The organism is Elizabethkingia occulta (assembly GCF_002023715.1).
In the GTDB taxonomy this organism is placed as follows: Bacteria; Bacteroidota; Bacteroidia; order Flavobacteriales; family Weeksellaceae; genus Elizabethkingia; species Elizabethkingia occulta.
The window spans coordinates 167,919-190,107 of sequence record NZ_MAHX01000020.1; the positions used below are offsets into that span (position 1 = coordinate 167,919).

Sequence of the window (22,189 nt, forward strand, 5' to 3'; positions counted from 1 at the left end):
TTTATGATTAATATTGATTTTTTAGATAGAGCTTTAAATTATCTTTCTGATTGTAATTCTTACTTTGAATCAAAAGATGATATTGAAGAATTTACTGAACAGGAAAATGAAGTTTTGCCTAAAGCTTATGATCACTTAGTTAAAGACGGGTATGCATATTCAAGAAAAAAGACTAGTAAATCAGGTTTTGAAACAGAAACTTTCTATATATCATTTGAAGGTTTATTGGCTTTAGAAACTGCTCCTAAACTTTATAAAAGAAAACCTTATAAGTGGAGAAAGGTTAAAAATGACCTCAATACTATATGGAGCATTGTAAAAATATGTGCCGTATTAATTAATGCTATTGTTATTCTAGTTTTCACTTACCTAACCTACATGAACAAAGCTTAATTCAAATTTTTAAGTTTTTGTCCTTTTCTCCACCATGCCTCATTCATAGGTTTTCCTGAACTTCTGGCATTGTTAAACTTTAATGCTTGCATCTGTATTAACAATGCCTTTAATTCTTCCAGATTATAAGCGTTCAGATGCTTTTTACAAACTGAGTACTGTAACATCCAGTTATTGAATTTTTGAAAGTCTCCGGATTCTTTTATTCCTTCCTGTTCTGCAACTGCTAAAATTTTGCTTCTCCATTCTTTACATAGTATTTCTTCCAATAAAGCATTATTTCTCGCTTCGACATCCTTTGGTAAAGGCTTATGAATAGCCAAAAGGTTTATAGCTTCTTCTGTTGAAAGATCATCTATTTTTGAAGTTCTAAACCCGGTAAATCCGCTAATCTCTATTGCAACATCCATTGGTTTTCTGTCTGCAAATAGTTCTTTGAGTTGTTCGTGTGGGGTTGTCATCATATTAGTAGAGTTTTAGGTGAATTCGAGTCTTCTATCTTGTTTAACTATGGTTGTTTTAAAAGGAAATTTGTCTTTAGGAACCTGCCTAATCATAAATATTAAATTTGCTGATCCACAAAAGAGTATATTTTTATCGCCTTTTCTTTCTATTTGCAAAGTGAGAAGCTCTGTTCCGGGCTTTACCTTCGACGGCTCCACTTTGTAATCAAGTATCAGTATTTCAGTGTTTATAATTTTATCTATGCTTATTTTATCACCTATGAAGGTGCTTTCTTTTGGTTTTATTCCTAATTCGCTAAAGTTGAACATCCCAGTTTTTTAAGTAAGTTTTTTGAATCACAATGCTTTGTCCAACCTTTATAAGATGCAATTGAAGCTTTGTTTGGTCTTTTTTTGAGCATTCGGGCAAAACGTTTTTTGATTGATTTACGTAGTAAAACGTGCGAGTGATAATGTTTGTAGCCTACAAAGTCAATTCCTCGTTTTGATACTGGAAATACCTGCCAGTTATTTTTTACTGTTAATTTTAAACGCTCTTTAAAGTAGGTTTCAATTTCTTTTAAAAGCTGATGCAGATATTCTTTACTATCAGATAAAATAACCAGATCATCTGCATACCTGAAATAATACTTTACTGATTTTTGTTCTTTGATCCAGTGATCGAAATAGGTTAAGTAAAAGTTTGCTAAAAACTGACTTAAATAGTTACCAATAGGAAGCCCCGGCGCACTATCTATAATTTCATCCAGCAACCAAAGCAGATCAGTATCTTTAAATTTTCTTCGTAGTAATGTTTTTAGTATTTCGTGGTCGATGTTTGGGTAAAATTTTTCAACATCCAATTTTAGACAGTAGGTGGTTTTTTCGACATTTTTTAAAGCTTTGCGTACTGCAAAAGAAGCTGCATGAATACCTTTTCCTTTTATACAGCTATAAGAGTCAGTAGTAAAAGTTGAAACGAATATCGGCTCTAAGATGTTCATTACTGCATGATGTGTAATTCTATCAGGGAAGAACGGCAGACGGTATACTTCACGCTCTTTTGGTTCATACACTTTAAACACTGAGTATTCAGATGTTTTATAGCTTTTCATACGTAACTGGGTGTTAAGCTTCATAATATTGTTTTCTTTATTCTTATTATGCAGCATAATGCCGTATCTGTTAGCCTTTCCTTTCTGGGCTTTTTCATCAGCAAGCATCAAATTTTCGATGCTGATAATTTTCTCGTATAGATTGTTTAATCTTTTCATTTTGCCTTTGCTTTTAAAAAAGTCGTTTTCGGAAATCCTACCAACGCCTTTTGGAAAGTGAGTTGTTTTTTGCCAAGAGGCATGGTTTGCAGTGTTAAATAACATAGGTGAGAGCTGACATTCGAATTCGAGTTATCGTAATCGTAGTCGTTGTACGAGAACCTGCCAGACGAAGAACTACAGCAACACACTGCACAACCTTTATTATCAATTATTCAATTACAAAATATTCTCTGTAAATGGTTTCAAACTGTTTTCCTGCATATTCTGCTAAATCCCTGCTTTTAAAGCAAAGGCGAGAGCCGACAACCGAAAGCGAGCCACCGTAACCGTAGCCGCCGCACGAGAACCCGCCAGACGAAGAACCTTCCATATCAAACCAAGGGTAATACTTATACTCGTCGTCATTATCCCAGTCAGGTTCCCATCCTTCATTTAACGCCAGTGCAATAATACATAGCTTGTAATGTGCGAATAAGGGTTTTTGTAATTTAGTAGGAATAGTTTCCAAATCTGGGGTTTGTGGGGTGATTCCCAGAACATCGCAAGCCTCTTCGAAACTTTTTACTCTGTCTTTGATATCCTTAGGCTTTTCAGCAAACTTTACAACACCTGTCGCTTTATCAAAAGTGTCAATTTTGTACCCTTCCGGGATTTCAATTTTTAATTCGTTCATAATAAATGTTTTTTTAAAGGGTTGTGAATTTTTTATAGATACTTATAAACTGAGTTCCGGCATATTTTGCAAGCTCACTGCTCTTGTAGCAAAGGCGAGAGCCGACAAGCGAAAGCGAGCGAACGCAATCGTAGTCGCCGTACGAGAACCCGCCAGACGAAGAACCCATTCTAAACCATGGATAATATTTGGTCTGGTTACGATCGTTCCAGTCTGGTACCCAGCCTTCATTTAATGCCGATGCAATCAGTTTTATCTGTTTGTATGCAATTTCATCATCTGTTAGGCTAACACATTCCATTGAAAATGTTTCAGATTTTATCCCGTGATACTGCAATACATCATTAAAAGTTTTAATGCGTTCTTTAATGTCTTTTGGTTTAGCTTCGAATTTTACTACACCTGTAACTTTGTCGAAAGCTCCAATCTGGAAGCCTTCAGGAATTTGAATTTTTAACTCGTTCATAATGATTATTTAAATTGTTTTGAAATATTGTTTAAAAGCCTTTACGTTTTTTCCAGAACTCTACCCCCATCAATGTGAGAGTTGTTAGGCAGCATACAAAGGCTATAATTGCTGCTGCTCCAGCTGCTACTCCTATGTAAAACATTACAATGAAGAAAAGTTTAATACTAAAGGCTTCCATGCTCCGTTTCGCTCTTTTTTGGAGACAGTCACATAATCTTTACTATGAATAAAGCTGTAACTCTCTTTTAAAAGCTTAATTCCTTCTTTCCAGTTTTCATCATTGAAACGGTCTTCCATGGAATAAAGCTTCTGTACCTGATCTACATCCAAAGCACCCTTTTTTCTTTCCAAACACAGCATTATAAAGTCTCGTGTGTCTTTATCACCACCAAAGCGATTGTTAATAAAGTCAATGATGTGCTGCTCTGCTTGATGTGATCTTTCGTCAAAAGTTCCTTTTCCTTGACGTTTAAACTGAATCTTGTAATCTCCATTCTGGATTTCAAAATTTCCTTTTCCGTCCTGATGGCGTTTGCTATATTCTTGTAGAAGGTTATACAATGCGCCAAGCTGGGAAAATGCTTTACTCTTGTATCGCATCAATTGCAAATGAATATCTTCAGCAATTGGTGCCAGCTCTTCAATGGTTTCTTTTTTTAAGGCTTCATAGTCAGTACGCTGTTTTTCACGTGCCAACCTTTCAGCTTCTTTCTTTTCTGCCAGTGCCGCCTCTAATGCTTCTGCGGAAACTGTTGTAAGGTCGATTGTTTTCATATTTATTGTTAATTTTTATCTACGATAAATTTTCTGATTTTCATTTTGGGATCATAGTCCCAGTGTCCTTTTCGCTTTGCCTGAATTTCTTTTGCTTTTGCAAGGGCTGCGAATGCTTTTATGCGTTCCTGTTCTTTGGCATTTGCTTTTGCAACAATGTGCGCTCCGGTGTCTCCTGTCGTCATATTAATAGTTCTTTGGTTAATTCTGGGTTGTTATTCTTGTATTGTTCAATTGGAAGCCAGCGTTCCTGTTCTTCTTCGAAGTAGTACAGTAATCTATCTTGATCATATCTCATATTGGGAGCATACCAGCTGAATTCTTCAATTAGCGCAAGTAAAACATGTATTGATTCATTAGAATCTTTAGTTTTATTTTGCATTAATAAATGAACTTGTATTCTATCGTCCCACGTAAGCAACCTGTATATGCTGTCGAGTTGTAATAATGTTAAATATTGATGTTTCATAGGTTTTATTTTGTTTCGGTTGTTCCCCAATATTTTTGTGCGCCTTCGTCCCAAATGGTGTAAATGCCTCCGTTGTGTCCGATATATCGACCTTTGGAAAATGCACGGAAACCTTCAATCCAGATTTTTAAACTTGCATCATACATTACTTTTACTGCTGATTTTCCGGACGGGTTCTTTCCGTCTGCCTGACTGGTGAAAATGAAAAGCTTGTTTGGATATTTCCGTTTCATGGCTAAATACTGCTGAAAGGTTTGATTTGTATATTGCCAGCTATCATTTACTATTATATCAGGGCTTTTACGTCTGGAAAGGCGTTCGTCTAAAGCCTTCATATCTTCACATATTAGCTGTACTTTTCGCCCGCATTCATGAACCCTGTGTCGTTTCCATGCATTTTGCATGGTGTGACTGGTTCCTTCTTCTAAAGAGTTGTAAAGAACCCGTCCAAACTTGCTTAACTCCTTTACCAACTCCAAAATGAAGCTTGTTTTTCCGTTTCCAGAGTTTCCCCAAATGAACCAAACGCCACTAGTCTCAGGTGTGTCAAAGGCATCATACCATTTTCCGTCGAAGTCAAAGAGCTTATATTTTTTACTGAGAATATCCGTTGAGGATAGGGCTTTGTTCATGGTTACTGTTTTGGCATATTGAGTATTTTTCTTACTAGATTTTCGGTAACTGGTTCACCAAGTCTTTCTGCTTCTCGAAGTGCAGGAACTAATACATCATGTAATTCTCCATAGTTCTCACACTCTCTTTGAAGGAACTTAACCAAATTTTTATCCTCAATACCCTCCAAAAATTCTTTATATCTGGTATCAATTGGCTTTAATTCTCTGATTCCGTACTTTACACGGCGGTAAAACTGTGGCATACCTGCTGCATTTTTATTTTTCAGCTTTTCAATCTTTGTTCTTAGCTGATCGGTACCAATAAGAATGAGTGCGCATTTTCCGTTTAGGTGGTCGTGAAACTCTTTTATATTGCATAATGTTGCCTGTTTCATATATTCCGATTCATCCCAAATAACAGATGGATTTCTGCCGTTTAGTCGTAATCTGTTTAATTCTTTGGTAATAGTGTGGATTTTTCGGGATTTTGAACCAGCAATAGGTAATCGCATAGCTAATCCTAATTTATCTAACAGGTCTCCGATAGTGTCCATTGAACCGACAGTTATTTTAAATCTGTTTTTGGGATTTTGCTTTACAAATAAATCTGTTATATAAGTTTTACCACACCCAGTGGAACCGATTATAATATTTGTATATCCAAACTTTTCAGCATCTTCTAAAACAGAAATCATCTGATTAAGCTGCGGGGTTTGTTTTAATGTCCAGTGACTTTTATTTCCGTAGTTATAACCGATTACATCGGCAACCATACGAAAATATTTATCGTCAATATCTACTTCCTTTCCGCTTACAGTAATAAAATACTGGCTTTTTCTCATGTATGACAGATAATTGGCTGGTACTGCCGTTTCTGTTGAAAACTCATTGGCAGAAAAATTATGTTCATCCATCCATAACTCAGCGGCTGCCATTATTTGGTCTTTGGTAGTTTTATTCATCGTTATCTAGGTATTTATTTAGGTTTACTTTATTTGCGTAATAGTCATTTTGTTCTTTTTCCCAATCGAAATCGGTTCCTTGTTGTATTTGCTTTTCCTGCTTATTGAGTAGGTTTTTAGAGCGATCTAAACGTTTTGCGTTCCGTTGGTCTTTATGCTGTCCTCTGCTATCTACTATCACCATTTTCGCAAGGGTTCCGTCTAATTCAGGGTTTCGGATAAACATTTGGTTAACTTCTTTGTAATCTTCTGCCTGAGTATCAAGAATCACCTGCTTCATTTCCTTATTAAATCGACCTATTTTTGCTAATTCTTCGGCATCACCTTCTTTGCGGTCATATAAAGCCATTGGCTGCACATATTTTTCCTGAAGCATGAAACTGATATTATGTTCTTCATTGTAGGCAAGAACCTGATTAAGATCATTGCTATCGTATTTTATTGTCCAATCAAGGTGTGCATACATTCTGAAATTAATATCAAAGCTGTCGTACTCATGCTTTTTGCCATTAATAGCGATGTGAAGACCGTTGTGATTGACTTTGTTTGTGTAACCTGTTGTTTCTCCAAAGTGTAAAAGGAAATCCTGATTACTGATCTCTTTTTTCGCATCCTCAGGCATATTATTATAAGCTTCGATATACTGTTCTTTCAGCCTTTCCCTTTCTATTTCAATCATCGTAATGATTTGGGTAATACAACCGTTTTCATCTGGGAATGAGTGTCGAATTTTATTTAAATATTCTTCATTTGGTTGCTTTTCAGCTTTCACTCCGTGTCCGCTCCAATTCGGTGCTAACTGGCAATACTTTTTATTAAAAAATTTAAACCACGGCTCAATTACTTTAGATTTTGCATTACCAACCTTTGCAGGAGTAAAGCTTTTAGACATCATTTCGTAAATAGGCGTCATTTTCTTCTTAGAATAGTTATCAGACTGTATCTGTAATACTTTATGCTTTTGTCCAAATAATTCTTCAGTATGAAGAACTGCATTTCTGAGAGCCTGCTGTATAAGACCTGAACTTTCCTCTCTTCCAATTGCATAACCGATAGGATATTTTATTACTGGGTCTAAAACAACCACCATTGTAAGGCGATTATGATAAGTTGTGATCTTATCACCTTTTAAGTTCTTGCTTTGTCTCTGATATAGTAATTCGATATCCCATCCATCAACAGTCCAGAACAATAATGGAGCAGAAGGTGCTTTTCTTTTCACCTGCATACCTATGTTATCATTAAATGCCTTTTCTCCATTGGTTCCTGCATATACTAACAGATTCCACTTTTTGCGATAATTGCCAATTGTTCCGGCAGATAGTTCTGGAAAGCCCTGTATTTTAGCAACTGAGTTGTAAATCATTGCTATTTGCTCATTATCCAGATTACGGTGATCTCTTAGTAATTGGCGCAGTAAAGCTTCTTGTGTAGCATCTTTTACTTTTATCGCTTTTTTCTTTCCGAAATTCTCAGAAACCAATGATTTATAACCATCTTTTGCAAATTCAGCCAATTTATCTCGTAAACGGCGGTCAGTTCCCGGCAAAGTATGTCCGATTTGACCTTTTACTTCTTTTACCGCAATTGCAGCTTCTTGCCAAATTTTAGTGATCGATCCGCCTCTTGACTTTCTGAAAGCTTTCATATCCTTCATATAAGCGTCAACAGCTTGTATCATCTGAGCATTTCTGACATATTCATCCTGTTTTTCCGGAGAAAGCCTTCTGTAATCCTCTAGCAAATGAGTTGCATAGAAGTCAATCGCTTCATAATCTGTCTTGTAATACTTTAAAATCAGATGTTGAGCCTCTTTTTTAGGAGGAATACCAAGTTTTTTTACTATTTCAACTCTGAATCGTTCAGGTATGCTATCAAACTCTACAAGAGCACAGTTATCTAAGCCTTTACCCTGTCTAACTCGATTTAATTTACCTTGTCTACATTGTTTATCATAATTAGATTTAGACATAACGCCCAAATCCTCATACAAGGCTCGTCCGGGAATCGTTAAAGTGTTATGATAAAAATCGTACATAGTTTAAAAAAATTGTTCCCGCCGTGGTGTCGAATCCACGCTATGCCGTGGCGGGAGATTTACTATATTTGTTATTCCACTAAAAAATATAGTTATGACTAATTATTCAAGATCAAAATGTCCTAAATGTGAAAACTCACGTTTTGAAATGGTTGAAGATGTCCCGGAAGATTCTAATTATAAGATGATGTTTATCCGATGTACCTCTTGTAAAACGGTTATTGGAGTAGGTGATTACTATAATATTGGCACCTTAATCCATAAACTTGCTAAAAAGCTTAATGTTCGTTTAGACTAATAGTTTTTTCAATTTCTTTAATCTTTTTCCATACTTCCTCATACTGTTCTGGTGGAAGCAATATTCCTTTTTGCTCTATAGAAATAGCTAGTTCTTTTTTTTGAGATTCAACAGATGCTTGAGAAAGACTGGATGCTGTATTTGAGATAATTAATAGAATTTCCATTTCTAAAGGGCTTTATAGGTTGTTTTATAAGTGAATCCTAAGAGTTGGTATGAAGTTGCCAACTCTTTTATATGGCTATCAACATTTTCTACTTCATAAGTTGAAATACAGAATATGTTCTGCAATAATTTTTGCAATAATTTCATAATGGTTGTTTTTTGAAGTTTTCAAGTGCTTTTATTGAAGGATTAGCCAATTCATAATATTTTTTACGAATGGTTTCTGCTGTTAAACTATGTTTCTCTTTACGGACACACATTCTTACAAATCGTGTTGACACCAAGAATTCTTGAGAAAGAGCATTGATGATTTCCGTATTGTAACTTTCTCTTTTTTTTGTTTCTTTGTTCATTGCTTTATTTATTCCGATTATGGAACAAATATATAGAGATTTCTCAATTAACTACAAATAAAAATGAGAGAAAATTCAATTTTAAAAGAAAGAATTATGCAATACCTTGATTATAAAGGTATTAAAAGACGTAAGTTTTATGAAGACACAGGTGTGTCTAACGGTGTTTTATCACAAAACAATGGATTATCAGAAGATAATTTAATGAGATTTCTCAATTTTTATACAGAAGTTAACCCTACTTGGCTTTTAACAGGTAGTGGAAATATGTTAAAAAAAGAATTGTATCTATATGAAAAGCAAGTTGAAAATTTACCTGACTTAAAAGAAGAAGAGACGGTATACAAGAATGATAAAACTATAAATTTAGGAATTCCATTAATTCCAATTGATGCCATGGCAGGTTATGGTACCGGATCAATGCAAATTATGGATTATGAAACAAGCTATTATGAGGTTCCTGAATTTACAGAACTAAAAGCAGAATTTATGATTAGGGTAAAAGGTTCTTCAATGTATCCTAAATATAGTTCGGGAGATTTAATAGCTTGTAAAAAGATATCTTCAAATACCTTTTTTCAATGGAATAAGGTATATGTGTTAGATACAGAACAAGGAGCTTTAATAAAACGTGTAAAGAAATCTCAAAAAGAAAATCATATTTTACTAGTTAGTGATAATTCTAATTATGATCCATTCGATATACACCTTGACAATATTTACTCAATTGCTTGCGTCTTAGGTGTCATAAGATTAGAATAACCTCCCTTTTTAATCAGGTTACCTTTGTAATTCGTTGCAGGTAAAGGGTTTTGATATTTTTATTATTAAAAAATAGGGGTGTTAAAATGTGTTTTTAATGCTTTTTTTAATGCTTTTAAGTAATAATGCACTATTTTAAGACTATTATTTTTCATATTTAAGGTATGCCTAAAAGTATGCCTAAAGGTATGTTTTAATATTTTGTTTTTAAAATTTTAGCATTCTAGCATATATGCAAAAAACTAATATTCATGATGGTTCCAGAATTAACAAATCTTTATAAATAGGGCATTCAGTACATATTTGTATATATAAACAATAAATGCCCCAATAGGGACATTTAATTTGTATTTAATTTTGGTTGAAACGGTATTTAAATGGTATTTTTTGACATTTAATTTTGATTTTATAAGAATGCCTACTTGCACCGTTTTTCTTTTATTTATCGGCGTTTGCGCCCTATTTTTTTGATTTTTATTTTTGACATTTTATTTTAGGGGGTATAGTATTGAATAAAAGATTTGCAAGTAGAGTGGATTATAAATTAATTTTAACCAGCTAAAAATAAACACCAATATGACTTTTAAAATATATACCAAAACAGGAGATAAAGGAGAAACTGCTTTATATGGTGGAACTCGTGTTTCTAAGGCTAGCGCAAGGGTAGACGCTTATGGTACCATTGACGAATTGAATGCCTTTATCGGAATAGCCAAAAGTCATATTGATGATAGTGACTGCCTGAAGCAACTTGCAGAAATACAATATGATCTTTTTACATTAGGTTCTGAGGCTGCAACACCAATAGATAAAGTATATCTGGCAAACGGAAAGTCCCGTTTACCAGTAACAATAAAAGAGGAAGATATCAGCAAGCTTGAAGTATGGATGGATAAGATGGATGAAAGTTTGGAGCCATTACAGTTTTTTATTTTGCCAGGTGGTGGAAAAGCTGCTACATTTCTTCATGCTGCCAGAACAATTTGCAGACGGGCAGAACGCGGAATGGTATTTCTGAATGAAACTGAAGAAGTGCGTCCAGAACTTATTAAATATCTTAACCGATTATCCGATTATTTATTTGTCATGGCGCGCTATGCCTCCATGTTGGATAATGAGCAGGAAGAATACTGGAATCCTAACGCGAGATAGCAAATTTTGATATCCATATAAAAGTATAATTAAAGCTAAGCTAATTTTTTATTTGTAAATGAAAGCATTACTCTTCATAAATGGAGAACCTCCTAAAAATATTCCTGAAATCAAAGATTATGATCTTATTGCATGTACAGATGGTGCATTTCATTATTTAAGAGAAAAGAATTTCCCTTTAGATCTTTTAGATTTTATTTCAGGTGATTTTGATTCATATGAAGAGAGCGAAAAAATCGTTTCTGAAAAACTAATCCATACACCGGATCAGAATAAAACGGATTTTCACAAAGCTTTAGAAATAATCATAGAAAAAGGTTTTTATGAGGTAGATGTTTATGGAGGGAGTGGTGGCGAGCAGGATCATTATTTGGGAAATCTTACAGTAGCATACCTGTTCAGAAATAAATTGGAGATTACTTTTTACGACGAATATTCAAAATATTTCTTTATTCCGAATGAATTCGAAGCTCAGAATGTATTAGGGAAAATCATTTCTTTAGTGCCATATCCTGTTGCAGAAAATGTAGTAACAAGAGGGCTTAACTGGCCTCTGTTTGGAGAAGAACTAAGTATGACAGGAAGAATAGGAACACGTAACTTTGCTGTGGAAGATATTTTTACCTGTTCTTATAGTGATGGTGCAATATTGCTATTTATTGGTAAATAATACGTTACAGAATAAATTTTTATTAAAAGAGAAGAATTTTGATTTTCTCTTTTTTATTTTTTCTCGCTTTCTAACTACTGCATTCTATTTAAAAAAACTGCTTTCAAAATCCATTAATTTTTAGCAATTTTGTCGCTCGAAAAATCGATTTTATTTTATGTTATTTAAACCCCCATTGTAAAGAATGAAAATAAAGTATTCTGAACTTATAGATCAGACCTTGTATTTCCCGCAAGAAGAGTTTCAGGTGGACAATCACCAACTTAAATTTCACGGAATTCCTTTAATGGAATTGGTGGAAAAATTCGGGACACCTTTGAAGTTTAATTATCTTCCTAAAATCTCTGAAAATATTCAGCGGGCAAAAAAATGGTTTGAAGAAGCCATAGAAACCCACGAATATAAAAACAAGTACCGTTACTGTTATTGTACGAAATCTAGTCATTTTGCCTTCGTATTAGAAGAAGCGCTAAAGAATGATATCAGCATTGAAACCTCTTCAGCTTACGATATAGACATCGTTAAAAGACTTTATGAAAAAGGAAAAGTAAAGGAAAATGTAGAAGTAATCTGTAACGGATTTAAGACAGATGATTATCTGGTGAAAATCGCAGATCTGATTAACTCAGGATTTGAAAATATTACTCCGATTCTGGATAACTACCGTGAATTGGATAAGCTAACAGAAAGCATAGATACTACTTTCAATATCGGAATTCGTATAGCTTCTGAAGAAGAGCCAAAATTTGAATTTTATACATCCCGTCTGGGTATTGGATATAAGGATATTATCCCATATTACAGCCAGAAAATTGCTGAACACCCGAATGCAAGATTGAAGATGTTACATTTCTTCATTAACACAGGAATGAAGGATACTGCATACTATTGGAATGAATTGTTTAAGTGTCTTCGTGTGTATGCTCGTCTGAAAAAAATTGCTCCTGAAGTAGATTCTCTGAATATTGGAGGGGGGTTCCCAATTAAAACCTCTTTAAATTTCGATTACGATTACGAATACATGGTAAACGAAATTGTATCGCAGATTAAAAAATTCTGTGAAGAAGAAGGAGTAGAAGAACCAAATATCTATACAGAGTTCGGGTCATTTACGGTTGGCGAAAGTGGAGGTAATCTTTACCAGATCATTAGCCAGAAACGTCAGAACGACAGAGAGAAATGGAATATGATCGATAGTTCATTTATGACTACACTGCCAGATACATGGGCGATCTCCAGACACTTTATTATGTTACCACTTAACCGTTGGGACGATACTTATGAGAGGGTTTTCCTGGGAGGACTTACTTGTGATTCCGATGATTATTATAATTCAGAACAACACACCAATGCTATTTACCTGCCTGTATTTACAGATACGAAACCTCTATATATTGGTTTCTTTAATACAGGAGCATATCAGGAAACGATTAGTGGGTACGGTGGAGTTCACCACTGTCTGATGCCGCAGCCTAAACATGTGCTTATTGATAAAGACGAGAACGGAAATTATACATATTCAGTTTTCCGTGAAGAACAAACACCTGATGATGTTTTACGACTATTAGGATACTAAATAAGAAAGCTGCCCATTGGCAGCTTTTTTTATTTAAACCATTCTGTAGATGTTTCATAGATTATTTCGTTGTAGTCCGAAATAATCTTTTGGGCTTTGTCATACTTTTGATTTTCCGAATGTATACTCTTATAAGCTACACAGAAAATATCAGCAGAATAGGCGGCTTGTATTCCGTTAGTGGAATCTTCTATAACAATACAGCTGTTTTTGTCTTCACCCGACATTCCGGCTGCCAGTTCAAAGATTTCCGGATGAGGTTTAGATTGTTTCAGATCGGCACCACTAATTTTTCCTGCAAAATATTTCTCCAAATCAAATCTTTCAAATACCCAGTTAATGGTATTCATACTGGCTGAAGAGGCCAATATCATTTTTATACCATTGTGATGATAATTTTCAATAAGATTTCTGACTCCGGGAATAAGGTCAAAATCAGAATCATTATCAAAAAGATATTTAAAGTTTATTCTCTTTTTATCAGCGAGCTCTTGTGGCGTGTAATTTAGATTGAAAAGAGTTATAAGTTCCTGACAAACGCTTAGCGTTGCTTTTCCGGTAAAGGAAGTGAAAAGTTCCTCACTTACATTAATTCCGAATTCATCAAACATTTTGAAATAAGATTTTCTATGTAATGGTTCAGTATCTACAATAACACCATCCATATCAAAAAGTACTGCTTTTAAAGGCATAAAAGTTTTTTTGCAAAGTTAAGACTTTCTGTAAATGAGGTTCTATATATTATTTAAGAGATTATTAAAGTAATGAAGCAACCTAAATTATAAGTTTATTTTTGATGTTTCTGTATCCAGTTTTTCATAATCTCCAAAGCTTTTGGAGAGAAGGTTTCTTCTATTTCTTCATATTCTTTAGGGCTTCCGGTTTTAGCGGTCTGAAAAAGATGATTGAGTCCGGGGATTTCTAAAACCTCAAAATCTTTATTTCCAGCTTTTGTCAACGCATTTTTTATAGCTTTTAAATTCTCTTCTGGGGTTATCTGAAGATCCAGACTTCCATTTAGAGCAAGTACAGGAATTTTTACTTGTATAAGGTATTGCTCGGGAGTTGATTTCAGAAATGAAATCATCCATGGAACCATAGAATTAATTAGAATTTCAGATAATTGTACTTGAGCTTTCGCCGGGATTTTAGTTGTATTTTGAGCAAAAAACTTTTCTAATTCTTCATGTGCATCTTTGGAAAAATTATGGCCTTTATATTCCCTTACAAATTTGAAGAAAAAACTTTTCACCTTAATATCATCTTCTATTTGCTCGGGAGTAGCTCCATATACTTCATCGATACGCTTATTTTGTAATGTTAATAATTCATTTCCTGGTAGACCGGGACCCGCAAGAAGTATAATGTTTTTAATGCTTTTACTTTTGGCTGCAACCATTGGAGCAATTGCTCCGCCTTCGCTATGACCTATTAAACCAATGTTAGAAAATCCTTTTTGCACAAGAAAATTAACAGCTGCCATAATATCTGTGGCATAATTTTCTGTTGTATCAGTATTTTTCCCAGAGCTTGATTTTCCTATTCCCCGATCATCCATTCTTAAAGTTGCAATATTGTTATTTCCTAAATAATTGGCAATGACAGCAAAAGGTTTATGATCGTAAAATTCACTATCCCTGTCCTGTTGTCCAGATCCGGTTATAAGTACATATACCGGAATATTTTTGTTATAGTTTTGAGGCGTAGTAAGAGTTCCCGTTAAAAGATTCTTATCTATTGGATTTGTAATTGTTACTTCTTCTGTATTGTAACTATACGGAGGTTTTGGTGTTTGTGGACGTTCAATTTTTGATGGTTCTTCTTTATCTGGCCCTTTAAATATCCCCAGAACTTTATTATTCTTTGAAAAAGGAACTTTGAAATTCACATTCTGTTTAGAAAATTCGGTATATACTAATATCATTGGAATACCATCTTCTACGGCTTTTTCTGTAGAAATTACTTTTTTGTAATCTCCGAACATACCACTTAGTTGTCCATTTACCATTTCAAGAACAGCTTCCGTCATTTTGTCTTTTACTTCATCATCTTCAAGTTTTATGCTTTCAGTATATTTTTTAGTAAAAAGGTTATTAACAAAGTCGCTTGCCGTTTTTTCTAAATCTTGGGAAAAGACTATTTGGCAAAGCAATAGTAACATAATAGATAATTTGGTTTTCATATTATTTTAAAATTTGAGTTTTGGTATAAGTATTTGGCAGATCATTAAGGAAACAAAGAAAATAAAGACAAAAAGTACAATCTGCGGCAACTTTTTTATATTGGTTGCTGTTTTGAAGCCATTGAAAAATAAGACAATAGAATAAATTACCAGAGAAATAACAAAAGCTGTAATTAGAATTATAAATAATAAATTTATGATGTATTGATAGAAATTCTCATTTATGCCATCAGAAGAAAAAGCTTTATTCACATCGATAAGATGGGTTAGCAGAAGAACAGGAATATTTATGGCATTAGAAACCAAAATCGTATTGGTAATATCTAAAAAACGAGATCTTCTGTTGAATACTATTGCAATCAAATAAAGTATTAAAATAATGCTTCCAATACTTACTGAACAATATAAGAATGAGCTTTTCAGTGTCAGGACTTCTTCGGGGCTGTCGAAACGCATGAAACTCGTCATTCTATTTTGAGTATAGTAAGAAACAAATGGTGTTAGAATGAAAGAAAGAATCCCAAATAGTAAAAGTTTATATTCAGAATACTTCTCAAATGGATTAAATAACGTTTTCCAGTTCATAGTTTAAAAAGTGATATTGGGGTTTATTTTTAGTAATTCATTTTTGAACAGATCGAAATCCTTTGGTGAAATAATGATGCTGCCATTTTTATAAATAATTTCGATTCTTCCGAATATTGAAGGCGCAGGAGAAGAAATAGGATTTTTAGTCTTTTTAATACTTTTAATATCTGAAATTGGTATTCGTGTACTTCCCAAAATGCTATTTCGGATGATAAGTTCGTTTCCAATAATCCGGTAGCTGATTCCCATAATCAGGATGGATACGAATATTATTGCAGGGATGAGAATTGTAAGCGGGATATAATCTTTATCTGTAAAAACGAAATAAAGTGGAAAAAGTAAGGGTACAGCTATAAGTATAATAGTTTCCCAACCAATTTTTACAGGGATATTTTTCATAATTTAATATTTTGTTTGCTGAGACTGTTAGATCTGTCGAGTCGTTGGTGTTTTTGATTTACAGGTTATTACAAACTTAGGGTAGTGCTTTCTTTAGCTTGCTGATCTTCTCAATAAGATCATCCATTTTATTTCGCATTGTTGGATAAGAAAGATTAGCCTGCTTGCTCATCTCTTTTATGCTTCCACTGGATAGAAAGAAATCCAGAATAAACTGTTGTTCCTCACGACCAAGCTGAAGATACAGAGGAAGCTCGTAATTGCCATTTACAGTAGTGTCACAATTTGTACACTTCATTTGACTTACAATCAGAGTCGATTCACAACTAGGGCATACAACTGGGAGTTTCATTTTGTCTCTTTTTATTTTAATAAAATTAAAAATATTTTTAACAAAATTAAATATTATTTTAAATTATCAAAATGTAATTATCAATTTTTTTTTCCGGCTCTATTTCTAATTATCTTTGCGGAATAATATTTCAATTTTTAATAAAAATATGAGAACATACGCAGGAATTCCTGAAGAGAATGCAACACTGGAAAATTCAAAAGTAATGTTGGTAACTGTTCCTTACGATGGAACTTCAACATGGGGGAAAGGAGCTGATAAAGGTCCTGCACTTTTTCTTGATGCTTCGGAAAATATGGAGCTTTATGATATTGAAACAGGGACTGAGCCTTACCTGAATGGTGTTTACATGGCAGGAGAAGTTTCTGAAAATTCGACACCAGAGGCAATGACAGAGGCTGTTTATCAGAAAACCAAAGAATTGTTGGGTAACGAAGATAAATTGTTTACGCTTTTCGGAGGCGAACATTCTGTATCTATAGGTTCTATCCGTGCAGTAGGAGAGAAGTATGATAACCTTACGGTTCTTCAATTGGATGCTCACACAGATTTAAGACCTGATTTTCATGGATCCACTTCGAATCACGCTTGTGCAGTTTTCGAAGCGAGTCAAAAACACAATCTGGTACAGGTAGGTATTCGTTCTATGGATGTTGAGGAAATGGAGTATGTACCAAAAGGCCAATGTTTCTGGGCTCATGAAATTGCAACAAACCCAAACTGGATAGATGATGTTTTGGCAAAAATATCGGGTAATGTATATATCACAATAGATCTGGATGCTTTTGATCCGTCTATTGCACCTTCTACCGGAACACCAGAGCCAGGGGGCTTGGCATGGTATCCTACATTAGAACTATTGAAAAAAGTTTTCGAGAAGTGCAATGTTGTTGCTTTCGATATTGTAGAGCTTATGGATAGCCCAATGGCAAAACCAACAGCTTTCTTATCTGCAAAATTATATTACAAAATGTTAGCCTATTACTTTACAGCTAAAAAGTAATTTTAATTTTTTTTAACAGAATAAAATCTTGTGAGCATAATTTTATTTAATAAATTTACGTTCACAAGGTTTTTTATTATAAACTATTAAATTAATCCAACACATGAAAAAAATTTTCACCACCGCTGCATTGGCTATTTTAGTGTCTACTGTAGCAGTATCTTGTAAAAAGAAAAATAATGATGCTGATTTGCAGACTAAGGCTACAGCTGTAGTTGCAGCAGATCCTCAGGCTAAAGTAGAAGTAAAAGACGGTGTAGCTCACTTATCCGGAACTTTTAAAGATGCTGCAGCTAAAGATCAGATGATTGCATCTCTTAAAGCTATCGAAGGTATAAAAGATGTAATGGATATGTCTACAGTAGAAGCTTCTGCACCTGTTGTAGAAACAAAAGTAGCTTCTGCTCCTGAAAATCTTCAGAAAGTAAAAGATGCTTTGAAAGATTTCCCAAAAGTAAAAGCTGAAGTTGTAAATGGTGAACTTACCGTTAGTGGTGATGTAACCAAAGAAGATGCTAGGAAAATCAAGCAGTCTATCGATGCATTGAAAGTGGGTAAAGTAAACTATAACTATATCGTAAAATAACAAAAGATGAGTGAACTACAAGATAAATACGCAAGTGTAATTACAGCTGCACAAGGTGCAGGTATCGGCAATTTACAGGTACAAGAGCAGGACGGGATTCTTTACGTATCCGGTAGCGCTTCCAATTCTGCAGCTAAAGATGCAGTATGGAATGCTCTGGGTGTAATAGATCCTAACTTTACAGCTTCAGATATTAATGTAGATGTACAGGTTTCAGGACTTCCTGCAGGTACAAACCTTACGGTAAATACTGAGTCTACTAACCTTAATATCCGTGAGACTCCAAGTACTGAAGGTAATATCGTTGGTAAGGCAGCTAAAGGAGAATTGGTAACTTTGGTAGAGCAAACTAACGGAGAATGGTGGTTGGTAAGAACTAAGGATGGTGAACAAGGTTATGCTTATTCAAGATATTTACAAGCGTAAATCACTATAAAAATAGTTAAAAAGTATTAAAACTAACTCCCGTGCTTGGGAGTTAGTTTTTTTTTATTCTATTTTCGCCTCGCAAACTAATTAACACCTGAATATGAGAAAATTATTTCTACTTTTTATCCTGCTTATAGGGATTTCACACTACGGACAATCACTAAATCTTACAGGTAAAATAGTAGACCAAGGCGGCAAGCCAATCGAAGATGCTACCGTCTATTTACTAAAACAGAAAGATTCATCAATTATTAACTATACCAATTCCGGGAAAGAAGGGAACTTCAGTCTGAAGTTTGATAAAATACAGGAACCAGTAGTGTTTAAGATAAATGCCGAACAACAGAAAGAGTATAGCAAAATCTACGATAAACTTGAAAGCTCACAAAAACTCGATGTAATAAAATTAATTACAGAGGTTTCCAAAAATATTGCTGGAGTAGAAATTAAAGGTGCTCCGCCGGTAAAAGTAAAAAAAGATACACTGGAATTTAATGCAGCCTCCTTCAAAGTAAAACCAGACGGAAAGGTTGAGGAGCTGATTAAATCTTTACCTGGATTCGAAATTAGCAACGATGGTAAAATTACAGCTAATGGTAAAGAAGTAGATCAGATATTGGTAAACGGAAAGCCTTTCTTTGATAAAGATGGTAAAATTGCGCTTAAGAATTTGCCTGCAGATTTAATCAAGAAAATTCAGGTAACAACTAGTAAGACTGAAGAAGAAAGAGTAAAAGGAGAGAAAGGGAAGTCTAATAATATGAGCGTAAACCTTACGATAGATGAGAAGAAAAATAAAGGTTTTATGGCAAGAGCTTATGCAGGTTATGGATCAGACAAACGATATGAGGGAAGTGCTATACTCAGCTATTTTAAGAAAAATACAAAAATCAGCCTTTTAGCATCCTCCAATAATATTAATGTTTCCGGTTTTAAAAGTGATGAGGTCTACGAAAGTATGGGGTATGGAAGAAATGCTAATTTGATTCAAGGAAATTCCTATGTTCAGGAAGGTAACAGAATTATGGTTTCTGCAGGGGACAATGGTGGCGGTATTCTACGCTCCACAATGGTTGGAGTTAATTATTCTGATGAATTAGCCAAAGATATAAGTCTTGACGGATTAAGTATGTTGTACTCTAAAAGCGACCGTGAAACCCGTTCAGTATCGGATAGAACAACCTTATTATCGGATTATGCACTAAGAACTAAATCTCAGAATTCCGGTGAAAATGATAGTAGCCAATATAGTCTGGAAAATAGTTTCAGAGTAAAACTGGATAAAAATACAAATTTCTATTTATCCAATTCATTCCTTACGAATAACGGAACAAATATTAGTACAGGTGCATCTTCTACCTTTAGGGACGGTACGTTGTTAAATGAGAATAATTCTTATAATAAAAACGACTCAAGAAATAATTCCGGACAATCCCGGATGTATTTTTCCAGAAAATTAAGTGAAAAGGGCAGACGTATTAGTTTTAGTATGTCAGGTAATGTCGGAGAATCAGTGAATGATAATCTGATTAAATCTGAAACACTTTTCGATCAGGAGCCTGGTAAAAATGATATCAGAAACCAGAGATCATATAGTAAAGCACTTAATAATCGGTATAATATTAATGCTGATTATGCAGAACCAATTTCTGATTCTGCAAAGGTGTCGGTAGGTATGGGCTATAATACCCTTTACAACCGAAATAGCAGGGATGTCAACGACTTTAATTCTGCAACAGGAGATTATTCTAAATTTAATGTTGATTTATCTAATATGATGCGCCAACAGAATAATGTATTTGTACCTAGAGTTGGCTATGAGCTGAATAAGAAGAACATTAATCTATGGGCATCTGCTAATCTTAATGTAACGCAAATGGATGTTAATGCCCGCTATAACGGACAGGATTATAAGCTGAATAAAAATTTTGCCCTTCCGGAATTCAACCTTAATGTATGGAGCAGCAAGGATGGGAAAAATATATCGGCATATGTAGGAAGTAACTATGATATTCCTTCAGCAATGCAGTTAACACCTTATGAAGACAGGTCTAACCCATTGATTTCCTATAAAGGAAATCCGGATCTGAAAAACACATGGAGGTTTTATGGAAATATGTATTATAGCAAATACAATCAACTAAAAAATACGAATCTATATTTCAACTTTAGTTTCAATTATCAGGACAATGACGTTACCAATAACCGTCATTTTAATAAAGAAACAGGGGGGCAGGAGATTACTTATATTAATGTAAGTGGTAATAAAAGCATTTATTTGGGATCGGGATATACCAAGACCTTTAAATGGAAAGATAATAAATTAACAATTGGCCCAAGAGTAACTTTTAATCATCGATTTACTAATGGTTTTGTTGACGGAGACAGATATACAAGTGCAGCTTATTCCGTAACTCCGGGAATTAATCTGACATATGAAATTAAGGACAAGATGACGATAAAACCATCTTATTCCCTAAGTTATAACCAGACAGATTACAAAAACTATGTGTTAGATCAATCGCATACCACAAGTAATGTTTTCAGCCTACAGTCTATCAATTATTTCGGGAAAAATCAGGATTTTACAATAGAGAATAATTTTACTTATACAACCAATACTAATATTGCTCCGGGCTTCAAAAAAGATTTCTATTTCTGGAATGCCAGTTTGGGTTATACTTTCCTTAAAAAGCAAATGACTGCCAAGGTAATGGTTTATGATGTACTGAATCAGAACCAGAGTGTGAAAAGAGTAATTACAGATACTTATATTGAGGATCGTGAAGACCTTATTCTGAAAAGATATGTAATGTTTACACTTAGTTATAAGTTTAACAAATTTGGTAGCAAGAAAGGTTAGAACTAAAGCTATAAAATAAGAAATGGTCAGATTTTTTCTGACCATTTCTTATTTTATAAGCGCTTGTTTAAATATTATTACTAATACTCTTCGACAGGCTCAGAGTGACATTGCTTGTTCAAAATACCTTTCTTTTAGGAGTGTCAGACTGAGCTGAGTTTATAGTGAGCCTGATGAACTATCGAAGTCTAATATTTTTTGAATCAAAATTTAAACAGGCTCTAAGTCTTGAAAGAGACAAGAAATCTATAGTAAGATTTAGGGCACCCAATAATAAAAATTGCTTTCTGTATCTAATTGAAAATCTGTTTTAGGGTATAAATTGTTTCCAACCATATTTGTTTTAGAAGTTTCCAGAGAGAGCTGACAAGCTCCGGTTTCTCTGCATAACTTTTTTGCCCTGTCAATAAGAGCCACAGATATACCTTTTTGTCTATATTCCTCTTCTACATAAAGATCATTCAGCAACCATAATTTTTTCATTCTTGTGGAAGAAAATAACGGGTACAATTGGGTGAAACCTACAACCTTTTGATCGGCTTCAGCAATGTAAATCACCGATTCATTTCGGGAAATTCTTTCTTCAAGAAAAGATTTCGCTGTTTCATAATCTGCTGTTTTTTTATAAAAATCTCTGTATTTTTCAAAAATAAGCGTTAGAGATTCCAAATCATGAAGTGTTGCAAGTCTTATTTCCAT

At 34.2% G+C, this 22,189-nt stretch carries 28 protein-coding genes; 9 read left to right on the forward strand and 19 right to left on the reverse strand.

Annotated elements, in window-relative coordinates; translation table 11 throughout:
• Positions 1 to 3 precede the first annotated feature (3 nt).
• Complete coding sequence (locus BAZ10_RS16840) at positions 4 to 393, forward strand: hypothetical protein (protein ID WP_078773014.1); 390 nt, start codon at positions 4 to 6, stop codon at positions 391 to 393.
• Here BAZ10_RS16840 and BAZ10_RS16845 read toward each other — a convergent pair.
• The 13 genes from BAZ10_RS16845 to BAZ10_RS16900 all read right to left on the reverse strand — a co-directional run bounded on the left by BAZ10_RS16845 (position 390) and on the right by BAZ10_RS16900 (position 8,928).
• A complete protein-coding gene (locus BAZ10_RS16845) occupies positions 390 to 857 on the reverse strand; it encodes a hypothetical protein (RefSeq protein WP_131828796.1) in 468 nt (155 codons plus the stop codon). The two genes, BAZ10_RS16840 and BAZ10_RS16845, sit on opposite strands and share 4 nt — an antisense overlap.
• A 12-nt stretch (positions 858 to 869) precedes the next feature.
• On the reverse strand, positions 870 to 1,166 hold the full coding sequence (locus tag BAZ10_RS16850; RefSeq protein WP_034866705.1) for a hypothetical protein: 297 nt from the start codon (positions 1,164 to 1,166) through the stop codon (positions 870 to 872).
• Positions 1,145 to 2,110 carry an RNA-directed DNA polymerase gene (locus tag BAZ10_RS16855; protein WP_078773059.1) on the reverse strand — a complete coding sequence of 322 codons (966 nt, stop codon included), beginning with the start codon at positions 2,108 to 2,110 and terminating at the stop codon, positions 1,145 to 1,147. Before BAZ10_RS16855 ends, BAZ10_RS16850 begins: the two co-directional genes overlap by 22 nt.
• 211 nt (positions 2,111 to 2,321) lie before the next feature.
• Positions 2,322 to 2,786 (reverse strand): hypothetical protein, encoded by a 465-nt coding sequence (locus BAZ10_RS16860; RefSeq protein ID WP_078773016.1) that lies wholly within the window; start codon positions 2,784 to 2,786, stop codon positions 2,322 to 2,324.
• Positions 2,787 to 2,799: 13 nt separating this feature from the next.
• The gene (locus BAZ10_RS16865) at positions 2,800 to 3,252 is read right to left on the reverse strand and encodes a hypothetical protein (RefSeq protein WP_078773017.1); all 453 of its coding nucleotides are present in this window, start codon (positions 3,250 to 3,252) and stop codon (positions 2,800 to 2,802) included.
• A gap of 144 nt (positions 3,253 to 3,396) precedes the next feature.
• Positions 3,397 to 4,029, reverse strand: a complete 633-nt coding sequence (locus BAZ10_RS16870; protein ID WP_069215761.1) for a DUF3164 family protein — start codon at positions 4,027 to 4,029, stop codon at positions 3,397 to 3,399.
• An 8-nt stretch (positions 4,030 to 4,037) separates the two neighbouring features.
• A complete protein-coding gene (locus BAZ10_RS19115; protein ID WP_153246860.1) occupies positions 4,038 to 4,214 on the reverse strand; it encodes a hypothetical protein in 177 nt (58 codons plus the stop codon).
• A gap of 289 nt (positions 4,215 to 4,503) precedes the next feature.
• Positions 4,504 to 5,130 carry an ATP-dependent serine protease gene (locus BAZ10_RS16880; protein WP_078773019.1) on the reverse strand — a complete coding sequence of 209 codons (627 nt, stop codon included), beginning with the start codon at positions 5,128 to 5,130 and terminating at the stop codon, positions 4,504 to 4,506.
• A 2-nt stretch (positions 5,131 to 5,132) separates the two neighbouring features.
• Positions 5,133 to 6,074, reverse strand: coding sequence for an ATP-binding protein (locus BAZ10_RS16885; protein WP_078773020.1), 942 nt, complete (start codon positions 6,072 to 6,074; stop codon positions 5,133 to 5,135).
• Positions 6,067 to 8,112: a hypothetical protein gene (locus tag BAZ10_RS16890; RefSeq protein ID WP_131828797.1), complete on the reverse strand. Its 2,046-nt coding sequence runs from the start codon at positions 8,110 to 8,112 to the stop codon at positions 6,067 to 6,069. Before BAZ10_RS16890 ends, BAZ10_RS16885 begins: the two co-directional genes overlap by 8 nt.
• Positions 8,113 to 8,390: 278 nt before the next feature.
• Positions 8,391 to 8,576 (reverse strand): hypothetical protein, encoded by a 186-nt coding sequence (locus BAZ10_RS16895; RefSeq protein WP_078773022.1) that lies wholly within the window; start codon positions 8,574 to 8,576, stop codon positions 8,391 to 8,393.
• 2 nt (positions 8,577 to 8,578) lie between these two features.
• Positions 8,579 to 8,722 (reverse strand): hypothetical protein, encoded by a 144-nt coding sequence (locus BAZ10_RS19120; protein WP_153246861.1) that lies wholly within the window; start codon positions 8,720 to 8,722, stop codon positions 8,579 to 8,581.
• Entirely contained in the window at positions 8,719 to 8,928 is a 210-nt protein-coding gene (locus tag BAZ10_RS16900) for a hypothetical protein (RefSeq protein ID WP_034866325.1), read from the reverse strand. The genes BAZ10_RS19120 and BAZ10_RS16900 overlap by 4 nt, the downstream gene beginning before the upstream one ends.
• A 63-nt stretch (positions 8,929 to 8,991) precedes the next feature.
• Between BAZ10_RS16900 and BAZ10_RS16905 the strand changes: the two genes are divergently transcribed.
• The 4 genes from BAZ10_RS16905 to BAZ10_RS16920 all read left to right on the forward strand — a co-directional run bounded on the left by BAZ10_RS16905 (position 8,992) and on the right by BAZ10_RS16920 (position 13,088).
• Positions 8,992 to 9,690: a S24 family peptidase gene (locus tag BAZ10_RS16905; RefSeq protein ID WP_078773023.1), complete on the forward strand. Its 699-nt coding sequence runs from the start codon at positions 8,992 to 8,994 to the stop codon at positions 9,688 to 9,690.
• A 576-nt stretch (positions 9,691 to 10,266) separates the two neighbouring features.
• Positions 10,267 to 10,842 (forward strand): cob(I)yrinic acid a,c-diamide adenosyltransferase, encoded by a 576-nt coding sequence (locus tag BAZ10_RS16910; protein ID WP_059325296.1) that lies wholly within the window; start codon positions 10,267 to 10,269, stop codon positions 10,840 to 10,842.
• A gap of 58 nt (positions 10,843 to 10,900) precedes the next feature.
• A complete protein-coding gene (locus BAZ10_RS16915; protein WP_078773024.1) occupies positions 10,901 to 11,512 on the forward strand; it encodes a thiamine diphosphokinase in 612 nt (203 codons plus the stop codon).
• Positions 11,513 to 11,696: 184 nt separating this feature from the next.
• Entirely contained in the window at positions 11,697 to 13,088 is a 1,392-nt protein-coding gene (locus BAZ10_RS16920) for a type III PLP-dependent enzyme domain-containing protein (protein WP_059325298.1), read from the forward strand.
• 29 nt (positions 13,089 to 13,117) lie between these two features.
• Here BAZ10_RS16920 and BAZ10_RS16925 read toward each other — a convergent pair whose 3' ends face one another.
• From BAZ10_RS16925 to BAZ10_RS16945, 5 genes are all read right to left on the reverse strand, one after another.
• On the reverse strand, positions 13,118 to 13,780 hold the full coding sequence (locus tag BAZ10_RS16925; RefSeq protein WP_078773025.1) for an HAD family hydrolase: 663 nt from the start codon (positions 13,778 to 13,780) through the stop codon (positions 13,118 to 13,120).
• A 95-nt stretch (positions 13,781 to 13,875) separates the two neighbouring features.
• On the reverse strand, positions 13,876 to 15,270 hold the full coding sequence (locus BAZ10_RS16930; RefSeq protein WP_078773026.1) for an alpha/beta hydrolase: 1,395 nt from the start codon (positions 15,268 to 15,270) through the stop codon (positions 13,876 to 13,878).
• Between the two features lie 6 nt (positions 15,271 to 15,276).
• On the reverse strand, positions 15,277 to 15,855 hold the full coding sequence (locus tag BAZ10_RS16935; protein WP_221407379.1) for a YIP1 family protein: 579 nt from the start codon (positions 15,853 to 15,855) through the stop codon (positions 15,277 to 15,279).
• 3 nt (positions 15,856 to 15,858) lie between these two features.
• The gene (locus tag BAZ10_RS16940; protein WP_078773028.1) at positions 15,859 to 16,257 is read right to left on the reverse strand and encodes a PH domain-containing protein; all 399 of its coding nucleotides are present in this window, start codon (positions 16,255 to 16,257) and stop codon (positions 15,859 to 15,861) included.
• A gap of 76 nt (positions 16,258 to 16,333) precedes the next feature.
• Entirely contained in the window at positions 16,334 to 16,609 is a 276-nt protein-coding gene (locus tag BAZ10_RS16945; RefSeq protein ID WP_078773029.1) for a DUF2089 family protein, read from the reverse strand.
• Between the two features lie 148 nt (positions 16,610 to 16,757).
• Here BAZ10_RS16945 and speB point away from each other — a divergent pair, with 148 nt between their 5' ends.
• The 4 genes from speB to BAZ10_RS16965 all read left to right on the forward strand — a co-directional run bounded on the left by speB (position 16,758) and on the right by BAZ10_RS16965 (position 21,490).
• Positions 16,758 to 17,612, forward strand: a complete 855-nt coding sequence (speB, locus tag BAZ10_RS16950; protein WP_078773030.1) for an agmatinase — start codon at positions 16,758 to 16,760, stop codon at positions 17,610 to 17,612.
• 103 nt (positions 17,613 to 17,715) lie between these two features.
• Complete coding sequence (locus tag BAZ10_RS16955; protein ID WP_078773031.1) at positions 17,716 to 18,198, forward strand: BON domain-containing protein; 483 nt, start codon at positions 17,716 to 17,718, stop codon at positions 18,196 to 18,198.
• A 6-nt stretch (positions 18,199 to 18,204) separates the two neighbouring features.
• A complete protein-coding gene (locus tag BAZ10_RS16960; protein WP_034868550.1) occupies positions 18,205 to 18,624 on the forward strand; it encodes an SH3 domain-containing protein in 420 nt (139 codons plus the stop codon).
• 103 nt (positions 18,625 to 18,727) lie between these two features.
• Positions 18,728 to 21,490: a TonB-dependent receptor gene (locus BAZ10_RS16965; RefSeq protein ID WP_078773032.1), complete on the forward strand. Its 2,763-nt coding sequence runs from the start codon at positions 18,728 to 18,730 to the stop codon at positions 21,488 to 21,490.
• Positions 21,491 to 21,748: 258 nt separating this feature from the next.
• On the opposite strand, the gene BAZ10_RS16970 is transcribed toward BAZ10_RS16965, so the two are convergent.
• Entirely contained in the window at positions 21,749 to 22,189 is a 441-nt protein-coding gene (locus BAZ10_RS16970) for a GNAT family N-acetyltransferase (protein WP_078773033.1), read from the reverse strand.